Consider the following 14,296-nt stretch of genomic DNA (forward strand, 5'->3'; position numbering starts at 1 on the left):
AGTAAGGACTGCCAGTATATCCTTTTATTTCTGATCCTCCGGCTCAATCCTCTCCAGATTTCCATCAAACATCGCCGCCAATAACAACTCGCCATTCTCGTTCACACGGAATTCCCCATAACGCGCGGCTTCATAAGCCTGCGCGTGACCTTCCTGAAAAAAGAAGGCATTGGTGGCGAATTTGACTGCGCCGTTGCGCACGCGGTAGTGCAGTTTAATTTCGTTATTGGTTAGTGGCTGTTCATCTTGCAGATGTTGAAATGTGCCTATGCGTTTTTCATCCAGGCTGACCACCACATAAGCATCGCTGGCTTCAGCGTTGCGGTTCCAACCGCGATACTCTTCAGATTTCGGCAGTGCTTCATACACTTGCTGCGCGACGCGAAAGTTCAATGCCATGTAATCGCCTTGCATCAGCGAGCGCGGGTCTACCGGTGCGAGTTCGAGGTAGACGACCTGCCCTTCTGCCAGATGTTTTTCTTTGCCGATGATGGATGCATTCACAATGCCGAGTACGGCGATCAATGCCACTAGCGCAATGATTTTATTCATAGGATTTCTCCTGCTTTACTGGAACAAATCTCAGTAGCAGCCAACGCCAGGCAAGTAACACAACGCCAATAACAAACAGCGATAAGGATTTGTTCAATAAGCTGGTGTCGAGCAGGTAATAGTAAGTCGAGATATAAAACAGCAACGCGATAATTCCCAGGCCCATCAATACGCGATGACTGTTGGCAAAACCGAGCAGCAATATCATTAAGCCGACGGTAATGCCGCGCGCTTCCAGCGAGACCAGGCACAACACAAGCGTGCCGAGTAAAATCACCAAAGGGGCGGGTTGTGACAGCCTAGTGAAATAACGTTGCAGCAACTGCCAGATAAAAAACAGCACCACCAGTCCCGTCAGTGCCTCGCCCATCCAGGGGGTAATAAGAGGTGGTTGCTCGTTGTATCGGTAATGCCAGATCATCAGTTCCTGGCCGAACAGTGTGGTGCCTTTCAGAACAATTAGCGCGAAGACCAAGCCATAGCCCAGCGCGTGAATTTTTTGTAGATGGGCCGCGTAGTTGAATTCATGTAACCATAACCAGGCGGCGCCAAACAGAATGACGCTGCTGAACAGATAGGGCAGTTGCGCATAGGTCAGCGCGACAGAAAATGCCAAGGCGGCAACGAAGCTGGAAAAAACGCGATGAATAAAGTTTGGCATGACCCACGCGAGCAGACATTGCATTATCCCGATCAACCACCAGATGCTGCTGGTATTGTCGTCGAGGAGTTCGAAGAACGAATAAGCAATCCAGCCTTGCCCGGCGAGGCTGATTGCCAGGGCGAGATGTTCTACAAATTCATTGCGCGGTATGCGCAATAAACCGTACGCGCCGGCGACCATCAGTATGCCGATGATGAGGCTGACGGTGGTATCGCGCAGAATTATTTCAATGCCGAGCGCTAAAAATGCTATCAGGAATATGGCGGCCAACCAGCCGGAAAATGCCAGCAAAACTTTGATGTACCAGGGGGATGGCATTTCATCGCGCGCTGGCAATTCACCGTCGACTAATCCGGCGGCATGCAATTGTGTCCACAGATGTTGTGTGTCTCGACTCATGCCTGTTGCTCCCTCTGAACCTTGCGCAACCAGATGGCAGCAGCACTGCTTAAACCGATAATCAGTAATGCCAATAATAAAAATATGCCGGCTTCATCTATGCCGCCGGATAAAAAGTTCGCGATAAATGCAACGATTACCACGATGCCGGATAAACAGCCGCCAGCGAGCATAAATACATCGATTTTGATTTTGCGGTAATAGAAAAACAATGCCGCCGAAAACAGTAACCAGGCGAGCAGTGGCCAGAGCGTCTCAGCATCATCAAAAATATTGTAAAGCGCGAGCCAGGTGGCTGGGATTCCGCAGCCCACGGCAATCAAACGAACCGCCCAGGCTTCGTTAAGCCAAGGTAATTTTTTACTGAGCAATTCCCACACGATCAGCGCAGGAATATTAATTGCCAGTAATAACCAAAAGAGCCCAATGTCGGACCACAACATAAAGCCCCAAAAGCCACCGAAGGTTTGGTAGTACAGCACGCCGCTGAGGTTGATCAACGCGAGCCACAGAATCCAGATGGCGGGAAAGCGGGCGATCAACGCCCAGGGCAACATCAACAAGGCCCAGTTAAAAAATAATTCCCAGGGGTCGGCACCGGTTTGATAAATCTGTCCGTAGAGTGCGAGTAATACGCCGAGGCTGATACAGGTAATCAGCAGTGCAACCTTGGCGATGACCGCATCCTGATGCCAGCGCCAATAAACGGCGAGACTTAACACCATAAATACTTGTACCAGGCCAAATTTGGCAAAGCGGCCGAGGTCGGTCCAGTTGTAAGCGATAAAAAATAACAGCGCAAAAACAATGGCCAAACCGCCGAGCCACAGCAGTAACTTATCAATGAAATGGCGCCAGTCTTTTAACGAGGGATGCAAATGAGCGAGTTGCACGGCTGCTGGAATATGTTCCGCTGGCAGCGCGCCCTGCTCGATCAGGTCCACCAGCGCATCGCGTGGTGAAGGGGGAATGGGGTTCATCGTCGGGCTTCCTTGTGAACACATGCGGTGCCGTCATAGTAGTGATTGGCACCCGCGATTGCCACAGGGCGGTGATGGCCGGGAGATTAATCTGCTGAGGGTTCGCTGGGCGGCTCTTCCATCCGCCCCACCAGTTGTTGATACCAGCCGTGACCGATCCAGGCGGCGGCCAGCAAATAAGGTATTGCCCCCGGTACCCACATAATCAAGCCCGCCAATTGCTGATCCATCAGGCTGCGCGCTTCGCCGTAGAGCGGTGCCCGGGCAAAGGTCAGGACCGCACCAAGAAACCCGGTGTGCATGAGGGTAAACAGCAGTGCCAGCAAAGCCCAGGGCGCATGGCGGCGACGATTGCGCAGAATCGCCCACCAGAAAAGGCCGGCGCCCAGCAGAAAGCAACTGTGCTCCACCAGGTGCCACCAGGGATCTTCCACCGCCAGCATGTAGAAGTAAGGCGTATGCCAGAACCAGATGACCGCACCTTGCAGGTAGGCCACCAGCATCGGGTGACGGGTGAGTTTCAGCATCGGCTTCCAGCCCCACACCAAGAGGCGTCCGCTGCCGGCAATCACTTGGGCCAAAGGGCGGCTTATTACCCAGCAGGGCGCGATGACCACCAGCAGTAACATGTGTTGGGTCATATGGGCAGCCGTGCTGGTTTCTGCCCAATGGTCGAGAGGGCCGAGTAACGCGGCAGCGCAGATCAGGGCGGCGAGATGGAACCAGACTGTTTTAAACCGCCGGGCCGGGCGGCGCCAGGTGCCGATTAGATAAACCAGCCAGAAGCCCGCCAACAAGCCCGCGCTAAGCAAGCCTGCGATGCGTTCACTGCCGGTGCCATTCACTGGACTGTGTGCCCATACCGGTTCAATCAAGAGCAGCAGCGCAATCCAGATCAACGTGCCAAGCCCCTTGCGCTGTCGCTTTACAGGCACGGCGGTAAACCCAGGATCGGCAGGCCAACCGCGAAGGTCGCGATAGCGGCGGTAACGTAGCCGGCAAAGGCAACCCACACGACGAACCGGCGATTATCGGTACTCGGCCGCGCCTGCCAACAACGGTAGGCCAGACCCAGCAGGAACAAGGTCGTGAACAAGGTTATCCCCAGCAGCATCGCGTTGATCCAGGTCACATTACCCAGTCTTAACGAGGGTGGCGATACCGCGCAGGCGACCGACAATCCGCCATACACCACGACAAACCAGACGCTCCAGATGATGAAGCCCATGGCCATTTGGATGGGATGAACAATGACGCGCATCATGCACCTCCCCAACTGATGGGAAGTAAAAGAAAGGCCGCGCAGCTCACCCAGAAAATGCCCAAGGTATAGATCCAGAAAGGACGCAGCACGACCGGTTCATAAGGCAGCCCGGCACCGACATAACCCAGACGCACCCGCATAGCCTGCATGGCGGTGAGGATCGGCAGCAGGCTGCTGTGGATCATCAGGTAGATCAGCATCACCAACAGCACCGCATCGTGGGCCAGGCGCAGGGGTTGTAAGTCAGCGGCCAGCAGCACCCATAACAAACTGCCGGCATGCAGCAGGCTCAGGAACGCGGCCAGCCACAGCTTGAGTTCCAACCCCTTGGTCTGGCCCTCGCGCAACCGGGCCGTCAGTTGATTGAACCCCCAGGTTGCCAGCGTAAGTAAGCCACCACTCACTACCAGCGGCAGCCAGGCGATAGGGTTTTCTTCCGGTACCGACCAATTGGGCGCTACCGTCCACAGATAAAACCAGCCGAACAATAGCGACAGGTAGAGCGTGCCATTGGCCAATAGCCCCACCACCATGCCCCACAGGCCGGGGCCATTATCGGTGCGTGAATGTAAGGGCGGGTCTGTCGGGTCGTCGGCACGCACGGGTTCCGCAATGGGATGAGCGCCGTTGTGCCAGCTCCAGCGCAGGATAAACACCAGTGCCCCGATGACCGCCAGTAACGCCAATGTGTAAGCGCCTACTAACAGGCTGATACACACCACCGCCAGGAATAGCGACACCTGCAAGGGCAGCCAGGAGTTGGTGGGCAGGTGGATGATCTCCTTCACCTTGCCGGTGATGGCGTCGATGCCGTAGGTTTCGCGTCGGCCGTGTTCGAAGGTGGCCAGATGGTGCTCACCGGCGGGAATGGTTTGGGGTAGATCCGGGTGATCCCACAAGGGGTGGCGGGTACGCACCTCCGGCAGGCTGGCGAAATTGTAGGAATTGGGCGGCATGGACACCGCCCACTCCAGCGTATCCGCACCCCAGGGGTTGGGCTTGGCTTTGCGGCCAAAGCGAAAATGCAGGCTGATATCCAACAGGATCATGGCGATCCCCGCCGCCATCACAAACCCGCCTACCGACGACAGGAGATTCAGCCAGTCCCAGCCCAGCCCGGTGTCGTAGGTGTAAATCCGGCGCGGCATGCCCATCAGGCCGGTGACGTGCATCAAGAGGAAGGTCGCGTTAAAGCCGATAAAGGTCAGCCAAAAGCCCCAGCGGCCCAACTTCTCCGAGGGCATCCGCCCGGACAGGTGCGGCAACCAGTAATAGAAGCCGGCGATCAGCGGAAACAGCATGCCGCCCACCAGCACATAGTGCATATGGGCCACCACAAAATGGGTGTCGTGCACCTGCCAGTTGAACGGCACCAGTGCCAGCATCACCCCGGTCAGGCCGCCGGCGACGAAGATCACCAGGAAGCCGATGATCCACAGCATCGGCAAGGCAAACACCACCCGTCCGCTCCACAGCGTGGCCAGCCAGGCAAAGACCTGAATCGCAGTAGGGATGGCTACCAACATGCTCGCCACAGAAAAGAATGCCTGGGCCAGGTGTGGAATACCCACAGTAAACATGTGATGAACCCACAGGCCAAAACTGATAAAGCCCATAAGGATGATGGCCAGCACAATCCAGCGGTAACCGACCAGCGGCCGCCGGGCAAACACGGGAATCAACGTAGAGACAATGCCCGCTGCCGGCAGGAAGATGATGTACACCTCCGGGTGGCCGAACAGCCAGAACAGGTGCTGCCAGAGCAAGGGATCACCGCCGCGACTCACATCAAAAAACGCAAAGCCGGCCGCCCGTTCCAGTTCCAGCAGGATGCTGGCGAGGATCAGGGGCGGAAAGCCGAAGATGATCATCAGCGACATGGCGAGGATGTACCAGCCGAAGATCGGCATCTTGCCCAGGGTCATGCCCGGTGCACGGGTGCGCAGGATCGACACCACCAGCTCGATCCCCGCCGCCATGGCCGAGATCTCCACAAAGGTGATGCCCAATAACCAGAAGTCCGGCCCTTTGTCGGGCGAAAAATTCTTGTCACTCAGCGGCGTATACATAAACCAGCCCGCATCCGGCGCCATCTCCAGTACCAGGCTGGAGAGGATGATTACGCCGCCGAACACATAGCAGTAATAACCCAGCGAACTGATGCGCGGGAACACCAGATCGCGGGCGCCGAGCATCTTGGGGATCATGTACATCGCCAGCCCTTCGAGTACCGGGATGGCGAACAGGAACATCATCACCGTGCCGTGCATGGTGAATATCTGGTTGTAGGTGGAGGCGCTGACGATGTCCTGGTTGGGCAGCGCCAACTGGGTACGCAAGATCATCGCCAGCACACCACCGATCAGGAAGAACACCACCCCCGTGACAATAAAGCGCAATCCCACTGCGGTATGGTTTACGGCTGACAGCGCACGCCAGCCGGTGGGGCTGTCCCAGATGCTGGCGAAGCGGCGGTCGAGTTCTGCCTCGGGCAAGCGGTTGTCAGTCACGGGCATGAGTCTCCAGCCATTGGTTAAACGCCTCCACAGGATGGGCTTCGACGGTAAATTGCATATGGGCATGGTTGAGCCCGCAGAACTCGGCGCACTGGCCGCGATAGCTGCCGGGCCGGTCGGCCTGTAAGCGCAACACATTGGTGCGGCCGGGTATGGCATCCAGCTTGCCGCCCAGGCGCGGTACCCAAAAGGCGTGAATCACGTCGGCGGTGGTGAGGTGGATATCTACCGGCTGGCCGATGGGAATATGAACCTCATTGCGCAAAGCGATACCAGTATCCGGGTAGTTCACTTCCCACCACCACTGGTGGCCGGTCACCTCGATCACCAGCGCCTCGCCGGTTTCCGGCGGCAAGGGCAACATGCGGTGGCCGATGGGGATACCAAACGCCAGCAGCACGATCACGCTGGCGGTGGGCAGGATCAAGCCACCGCCGATAATCCAGCGACGTTGCGCGCGCAGTTCGTCCGGGTCATTGCCCGGTTCCCCGGTGCGCCGGATGGCGTAGAGCCAGAAACCCACCACGCACAACAACACCAGCGCGGAAAACGTAAACATGCTCCACCATAAGATGGCCACCGCTTGGGCGCTGCTGCTGGCGGGGTCGAGGGCGGAATAGGGGCCGGAGCAGGCTGTCAGGCAGATGCCGACACATGCCAATCCCCATTTTTTCGCCGCGCATTGCCAGTGGATGCTGGCGCACGGAATGGTTGCCGCTTCGCGCGCTAGGATGGCCGGCATCGGTTCTGCCAACCCCGTCGCCACAGGAGACACGCCATGGTGATCGAAGCCATCAACAGCCGCATGGCCATTCGCGGCCATCCTATTCACCCGATGTTGATCCACTTCCCCGTAGCGGCCTTGCTGGGACTGATTGCCACCGACCTGGCTTACATCTTCAGCGGGGATTACTTCTGGGCGCGGGCCAGTCTCTGGCTCGCGGGCGTCGGTGCACTGGGCGGTTGGGTCTCGGGGTTTGCCGGTTTGATCGATCTGCTCAGCGTGAGCCAGATCCGCCGCCTGATCACCGCCTGGTGCCACGCGATCCTGGCGGTGATGCTGTTGTCCCTCGCCTCGCTCAACTGGTTGTTTCGCCTGGATACCGCAGATGTGAATATCTTCCCTTGGGGACTCTACCTGTCGCTGCTGACCGGCGTGTTGATCGCCAGCGCCAGCTATCTGGGCGGACGCCTGGTGTACGAACATGCGGTGGGGGTGGAGGTGGAGGAGCCGCCGGGGATGTTGTAGAGCGAGCCATGTCATACCCAGGCACCCCGCATGGGCTTGGCTAACACCAACCACACTATCAGCACCATCAACAGGCACAGGACACCGCCCAGCAGGCAGCACCAGAAATGCACGCGCCCTTCGCTCTGGCGCTCGGCGCGCAGGATCAACAGGCCGGTAAACATGTGGCAGATCACCAGCGCCGTCACCAGCGTCAGCTTGGCAATCAGCCAGACTTCCACGGTGCGGTTCACCAGAAACACAATCGTGCCGGCGATGATGGCAATCAGGGCAGAGGGGGTTGCGATGCGCACAAACACAAAGCGCGCGACGGCGTTATGCTCATACCGCAGCTCGCGGATATCCAGCTTCTCGCGTGTATTGGACGCAATCAACGCCGGCAAGTACAGCAAGGCTGCACACCAGAACAGCAGTGCGATGATATGCAGCACGAGAAACCAGAGCATCAGGATGCCATCTCCCTTCATAAGTCCTGTGATCGCCCGGGAATGGCGCTAAACCGCCGCCGGCCTCCGCAGTATCCAATAGGCTCCGGTGAAACTCAGTGCGATGGGTGACATAGGTGAGGTGTTGGATGGAGATGCGGTGTTGTAAGGTACGATGATGGGAATGCGTAGGTCGCATTAGGCGCGCCGCGCCGTAATCCGACACCGGCCTTAAAAATAGAGATAAACCATCACCAGGGCCAATGTCCAACCGGCCAAAGCAATCCACTTCCATACCCGCTCCGGATGCCGTTCCATCAACGGTTTTTGCTTTGCCGTAAGCCACGCGGGGTTAGGCCGCTTGATGTCCTGCAACCATTCAGACAACGCTTCATAACGGCCATTGGGGTGAATATCCAGCGCCTTTTCCAGCGCCTGATCCAGCCAGTTGGGCACCAGCGGGTTGTATTGCATGGCAGAGTTGTAAGTCAGCCGCTGAAAACTTTTTAAATCCATCGCCGCGCTGTACTGGCTGCCGTAGGGCAACTTGCCGGTGAGCATTTCGTAAAGCAACACCGCCAGCGAAAACTGATCCGAACGCGGCCCGACCTTGCCGCCGTAACGGTATTCCGGTGCGGAATAATCGAGCGTACCGAGAATTTTATCGCGCAGAAACGGCGCGCCCATCTCCTGAATACCGGCCACCCAACAGGAACCGAAATCCACAATCATCGCGCCCTTGCTGCTGATCACGATATTGTCCGGTTTTAAATCCTGATGCAGGGTTTCCTTGCGATGAAAGGCGCGGATGCCGCGCGCTAAATGCTCGGTTAATTCCACCGCATCGCTGATCGCCAGGGTGCCGCGTTCTTTCAGTAATTGGGTGAGCGTCGGGCCGGGAATATATTCGGTGAGGTAATACAAACAGGAACGCGCCGCCGGTGGTGTTACCACCCGCGCGACATGGGGGCTTTGAATGCGCGCACCGATCCAGGATTCCAGGGCAAAGCGTTCGATGTACGCCGGGTCATCCTGAAAAATCACCGAAGGTGTTTTCATGACCAGCAGCTGATTCTTTTCGTCGCTGACCAGATACACCTGGCTGCGATTGGATTCGTGCAGGATTTTTTTTACCGTCAATCCATCGAGTTGCTGGCCGGGCGATAACAAGGGCGGAAACGGCAAACGCGATAAAACCTGCATCGCATCTGTCTGGCTGGCGCTGCCCAGTTGCTCGATACACGCCACCTGAATACTGAGATTATCGTCGCTGTTGTGCTGTAAAGCTGCCGCGATGGCGGCGCTGCATAATTGATCAAGGTCATCGCGGTGTTGCTGAATCAACGCAGAAAATTCGTTGGTGGGAATCACCTCGTGGATACCGTCGCAAGTCAGGATAAACAGATCGCCCACCTGTAACTCCACGGTGTGCATATCAATTTCCAATGACGGGTCAGCGCCCAGTGCGCGGCTTAAATAATTGGTGGTGCGATCAATGCGTTGGGTGTGGTCGCGGGTGAGCGGTTCGAGCGAGCCATCGCGCAAGCGATAGACCCGCGTATCGCCGACATGAAAAATAAAACCACTGTCGCCTTTTAAGATCAATGCAGAAAAGGTACTGAGGTAACCTTCGCCATACACACTGTTCTGGCTGCGGCCCCACAAACTGCTGTTGAGCGATTGAATCACGCGCACAGCCGATTGTTGCGTGCGCCAGGTATCCGGCGTGGCGTAATAATCGGTGAGAAAACCGGTGATGGCTGTTTGACTTGCCTCGCGCGCCGCTTCACTGCTGCTGACGCCATCCGCAATCGCAATGGCGATGCCTTTGCTGGTCAGGGCCGCACCGTCCGGCAGGCGCGCGCCCACCGTATCCTGATTCTCCGGTTTACGCCCCGCCTCACTGCGCTGCGCAAAACGAATCTGTAACGCCGACTGCAAATGCTCCATAACGTGCTTAGGTCAATTCAATCTGCTGCACACTGCCATCGGCCATTACTTCCGTCATATGCCCTTGCGGTTCTTTCAAAAGTTGCACAAATCCGAGCACCGTAATTGCCGTTGCCGTAATGATCAAAAAGAACGTGCCGATATCCATAAAACTGTACACGGTCAGGAAGGTGACGCCACCCACATTACCGTACGCACCGGTCATACCCGCGATCTGGCCAGTCATGCGGCGCTTGACCAACGGCACCATCGCAAACACCGCACCGCAACCAGCTTGCACAAACAGCGAACAAATAATCACAGCCGCGAAAGCAAAAACCAACGGCCAGGTCGCGGTGATCTGTGACATCAACAAATAACCTACCGCAACACCGGCAAGGATAATTGACATGGAACGGCGACGGCCAAAACGGTCACTGAACCAGCCGCCACCGGGACGCGCCACCAGATTCATAATCGCAAAAGAGCCGCCCAGCATGCTCGCCTGCGCCAATGACAAATCCGTAAAGGTTTCCAGAAAAAAAGCGGGCAATACCGACACCACGGCCAGCTCGGAACCGAAGGTAACAAAGTAAGCCCAGTTTAAAATAGCAACCTGTTTGAACTCATATTTATCGTGCTGCGGTGCGCCGTTTTTCAGCATGTCTTTATTGACACGATAGATTTGCGAGAACTGGAATAAAAATAACGCCAGCAAAACCCCGTAAAGCACATAGCTGGTGGCATAACTCAACAAGCCTAATTCATGGGGCGATAATTTCCACGCGAGGATGGCCAGCACAACGTACATGGGTACATTCATCGCCACATAAAACCAGAAATCTTTTTTGCTGGTAACTTCAAGGCCGCCGGATTTTTTGGGCTTGAAATAGGTAGAACCCTTGGGGGTGTTGCGTGCGGCGTAATAAAAGAAGCCGCCGAAGATGATGGCAAATACACCCGTGGTGCCGATGGCGTAACGCCAGCCGAGTTCACCACCAAACAGGGTCAATGCTAACAAAGGTACGAGGAACGCCGCTGCCGCTGCACCGAAATTACCCCAGCCGCCGTAGATGCCTTCGGCTAAACCAACTTGCCGTGCGGGAAACCATTCACCAACCAGACGAATACCGATCACAAAACCCGCGCCGACAAAGCCGAGTAGAAAACGAAACAGTGCTAACTGTTCAAAAGATTGCGCGCTGGCAAATGCGAGGCACAACAGGCCGGAGGCGATCAACAAACCGCTGTAAATCGCTCGGGGCCCGAATTTATCTACCAGTATGCCGATCACAATCCGCGCGGGAATGGTCAGCGCAATGTTCATGATTAATAACGCTTTCCACTGCGCGTCTGTCATGGCGAAAGCTTCCATGATCAACGGCTTGAGTGGTGCCAGGTTAAACCAGATCATGAAGGTCAGGAAAAACGCAAACCAGGACAAATGCAGAATGCGGATGGAAGGTTGCGACAGGTCGAGCAGATTCAATTTAACGGAGCTCATGAAACATCATCCATTGGGCAAGTCGGCGGACAAGCGTCAGCCGGTGTTCAAATTTGGGTCATGGTTTTTGCCACAATATGAGCGCGACGGGTATTCAGTTTCAGAGAGTGCGCAGTTGTGTGGCGTTTTTGATTTAGCAATGCTTATGCCAGTATGAGGATTTACGAAGAATCAAGGGCTTAGGCAGGTTTTGCCACGCGTTTGGCAGTGGGTATCGCGTCGAAAAAAGCGGATTCGCCCTAAATAAAAGCACAATGAACTTATTTGGTGCTCAAAAATAATGCCTGTATATCTAAAAACTGAACGTTGAAAACGAAGTTTGGTTTTACTCGTTGCGCCTGAAAAATTTGCACGCATCATGCACCACTCACATGCTTTATTAAGGTGCACTACATGTAGGTCGGATTAGCGCAGCGTAATCCGACACCGCACCTGCCGTGCACCAATAACATTCAACGGGGATTTTGTTGGTCGGATTAGCCAAAGCCGTAATCCGACAATGTGGTCTATAGGGCGGTGCCCGGGATATTCGCGTCGGATTACGCTGCGCTAATCCGACCTACTACGATTGATCAACTCGCGGCAGTTGGTGTTTTCGGCATCGCCGCTTTCGATAAATGGCAGGATCGCCGCGAAGGGCGATAGCAGGGTTCCCAAGGCTACGGCAGCCGCGCCGCGCGACAAAGTGCGTTCAGTATCCAGGCCAACTTCCGGTTCTTTTAACCGGCCCGATACCACTACCGGAACGCGCAAGGAAAGCAGGCTGTTATCCTTGGGTTTTGCATCCAGCTTGGCATTGATGACTTCGTCTTCCATATCGATGGTCATGTTGCCGACCAGCAGAGAGTCTTCGGTATCCAGCACCACCACATCCGACGTCAGCAAGCCATCTTCCACATTGAAATCGGCGAGGCCGCAACGAATACGCGTGGATTTATCCTGGCCCAGAAAAAGTGGTAATGCCTGACCGATGTCGAGATCCGACGCTTCCATTAATAACAAACTGATCTTGCCATCGGCCATCACAATCGCCAGTTCACCGTTGCTCGCGGCGAGCACTTCCGCCAGCGAAGCGCCCTGGCCGGTGAGGGTAATCTGGCCGCCGAATAAACCTTCGGTGGTGTCGGCAAAGCGTGTGCCGGCAAAAAATTGCGCGAGGCTCAGGTTGCGCAGGTTGAGATCCAGCTTCATTGGCGGCACATCCTGTTGAGCGTCCACTTCAATCATGCCATCGATGGTGCCGTCGGCCAGTACGACTTTTAAGGGGTCAAGCTTTAATAAACCGTCCTGCAAATCAAAACGCACATCCATCCCTTTGAATGGCAGATTGGGCGCTTCAATACGTGCGGCGTGCAGCGTGACATCCAGGTCGGTGCCGCGCAGACGTTCAACACGCAATGGCACGTCGGGAATCAGATTGGGGCTGGCTTCTTTTTCGGCGGCAGCTTGCTGTTGTTCCGGCGAGGCTTCTTCGCCGGACGGTGACAAACCGATAAAACCACCGAGATCCTGGCTGTCGAGTAAATTGGACGTTAAATTCGCTTTCAAAAATCCGCGTTCACCGCGCGTGTCGTAAGTGAGGTTGCCGGAGAGATCGCTGCCGCCGACCTCACCTTTAAACGCTTCATAACCCCATACGCCGTCTTTTTTGGTGAGTTGGCCCGCCAGTGTATAAGGTGGTGTTGGCGGCAGTGGAATAGCCGTGAGATAAAACAAATTTGCCATGTTATCGCCGGCAATATTTAACGAAGCATCAACTCCCGTGAGTTTTATCGGATCGCGGAAACTGCCGTCGACAACGACTTCGGTATCACCCATGGTTACCCGTAAAGTCAGTGGGTAGTCGCGCGTGGAATCGCGCAGGGTTTCGAGGGATTCGCCGGAGGCTTCCAATTCAAAGGTTTCGTCCTGAATGCTGCCGGTACCGGTTATCGTAAAATTTCGTTCTGTTTTCTTATTGTCTGATTCACCGCCTTCTCCGACGACGGTGTCCAATGCCAAATCCAGAGTAAGTCCTTTCGTGTGATCGCGGTAGATAACCTGGCCTTCGCGCAACTCCAGCATACCGATCAAAGGAAAATCATGGCGGCTATCTGGCTCAACCGCTTCCTGCGCAGCGTTCGCCGTGGATAATGCAGGGAATTGCCAGCTGTTTTCGTCGGCAGATTTTTTTTCGAGAGTCAGGCGCGGCTCAACCAATACAATATCGCCGAACTCCAATTTTCCTATTAATAATTTTAACGGTTTGAAACTGAAGTCCAGCGTCTCGATACTCGCCATGTTTTCATCGGGGTACCCCGGCGCATTGGCGAGACGTAATTTTTCCACATGCACATCGGTGTGCGTGAAATGCCAATCAATATCCAGATCGCCAGCTATCACCAGTTCGCGGCCGAGGCGTTTGCTTCCCTGATTTTCCGTCAATGAACGCACCAAAGGTTCAGAAAAAATAATGATCAGGATGATCGCCAGAAACAGCACACCGATGAGGATGCCGAGCGCAGTCAATAATTTATGTTGACGAAAAGTGTGTGCTGACATAGTGCCTCGCCCAGTCCTTAACAAGGGCGCCGATAAACAAGCGCAAGATGACCACCTAATGACAGTTTGACGAATTCATGATGACAACTATGCCAGGCCAGCTCTGTGCGACACCACACTCTGGTAAAACGCGTCGCGCGTTAATCATCTTGTGGTTCAAGAACTTATCGACATGCTGACCAGCAATACACAAAAGCCTGTAAACAAAACATTAAGGGCGGGAATTATTCACGGCAGTGTTCGTCAATTATTTAACGAGGTTAAATAAACAGG

At 55.3% G+C, this 14,296-nt stretch carries 12 protein-coding genes; 1 reads left to right on the forward strand and 11 read right to left on the reverse strand.

What is annotated here, in order from left to right:
* Window positions 1–24 precede the first annotated feature (24 nt).
* From CBR65_RS15305 to coxB, 7 genes are all read right to left on the reverse strand, one after another.
* Entirely contained in the window at window positions 25–552 is a 528-nt protein-coding gene (locus CBR65_RS15305; protein WP_087467665.1) for a GDYXXLXY domain-containing protein, read from the reverse strand.
* Window positions 545–1,615, reverse strand: coding sequence for a DUF4401 domain-containing protein (locus CBR65_RS15310; RefSeq protein WP_087467666.1), 1,071 nt, complete (start codon window positions 1,613–1,615; stop codon window positions 545–547). The genes CBR65_RS15305 and CBR65_RS15310 overlap by 8 nt, the downstream gene beginning before the upstream one ends.
* Window positions 1,612–2,595, reverse strand: coding sequence for a DUF2157 domain-containing protein (locus CBR65_RS15315; RefSeq protein ID WP_087467667.1), 984 nt, complete (start codon window positions 2,593–2,595; stop codon window positions 1,612–1,614). The genes CBR65_RS15310 and CBR65_RS15315 overlap by 4 nt, the downstream gene beginning before the upstream one ends.
* Before the next feature lie 86 nt (window positions 2,596–2,681).
* Entirely contained in the window at window positions 2,682–3,530 is an 849-nt protein-coding gene (locus CBR65_RS15320; protein WP_198300756.1) for a cytochrome c oxidase assembly protein, read from the reverse strand.
* The gene (locus CBR65_RS15325) at window positions 3,521–3,859 is read right to left on the reverse strand and encodes a hypothetical protein (protein ID WP_087467669.1); all 339 of its coding nucleotides are present in this window, start codon (window positions 3,857–3,859) and stop codon (window positions 3,521–3,523) included. The genes CBR65_RS15320 and CBR65_RS15325 overlap by 10 nt, the downstream gene beginning before the upstream one ends.
* The gene (gene ctaD / locus CBR65_RS15330) at window positions 3,856–6,441 is read right to left on the reverse strand and encodes a cytochrome c oxidase subunit I (RefSeq protein WP_198300757.1); all 2,586 of its coding nucleotides are present in this window, start codon (window positions 6,439–6,441) and stop codon (window positions 3,856–3,858) included. Before ctaD ends, CBR65_RS15325 begins: the two co-directional genes overlap by 4 nt.
* Window positions 6,362–7,117, reverse strand: coding sequence for a cytochrome c oxidase subunit II (coxB, locus tag CBR65_RS15335; RefSeq protein ID WP_198300758.1), 756 nt, complete (start codon window positions 7,115–7,117; stop codon window positions 6,362–6,364). The genes ctaD and coxB overlap by 80 nt, the downstream gene beginning before the upstream one ends.
* Window positions 7,118–7,153: 36 nt before the next feature.
* Between coxB and CBR65_RS15340 the strand changes: the two genes are divergently transcribed.
* Window positions 7,154–7,624 (forward strand): DUF2231 domain-containing protein, encoded by a 471-nt coding sequence (locus CBR65_RS15340; protein ID WP_087469101.1) that lies wholly within the window; start codon window positions 7,154–7,156, stop codon window positions 7,622–7,624.
* A gap of 11 nt (window positions 7,625–7,635) precedes the next feature.
* Here the strand turns inward: CBR65_RS15340 and CBR65_RS15345 are convergent, their stop codons facing one another.
* The 4 genes from CBR65_RS15345 to CBR65_RS15360 all read right to left on the reverse strand — a co-directional run bounded on the left by CBR65_RS15345 (window position 7,636) and on the right by CBR65_RS15360 (window position 14,023).
* Window positions 7,636–8,070, reverse strand: coding sequence for a CopD family protein (locus tag CBR65_RS15345; RefSeq protein ID WP_087469102.1), 435 nt, complete (start codon window positions 8,068–8,070; stop codon window positions 7,636–7,638).
* Between the two features lie 210 nt (window positions 8,071–8,280).
* A complete protein-coding gene (locus CBR65_RS15350) occupies window positions 8,281–9,999 on the reverse strand; it encodes a bifunctional protein-serine/threonine kinase/phosphatase (RefSeq protein ID WP_087467671.1) in 1,719 nt (572 codons plus the stop codon).
* A gap of 7 nt (window positions 10,000–10,006) precedes the next feature.
* A complete protein-coding gene (locus CBR65_RS15355; protein WP_087467672.1) occupies window positions 10,007–11,482 on the reverse strand; it encodes an MFS transporter in 1,476 nt (491 codons plus the stop codon).
* Window positions 11,483–12,031: 549 nt separating this feature from the next.
* On the reverse strand, window positions 12,032–14,023 hold the full coding sequence (locus tag CBR65_RS15360; protein ID WP_087467673.1) for an AsmA family protein: 1,992 nt from the start codon (window positions 14,021–14,023) through the stop codon (window positions 12,032–12,034).
* Window positions 14,024–14,296 lie beyond the last annotated feature (273 nt).

Origin of the sequence: Cellvibrio sp. PSBB006, assembly GCF_002162135.1 — a bacterium.
Lineage (GTDB): Bacteria > Pseudomonadota > Gammaproteobacteria > Pseudomonadales > Cellvibrionaceae > Cellvibrio.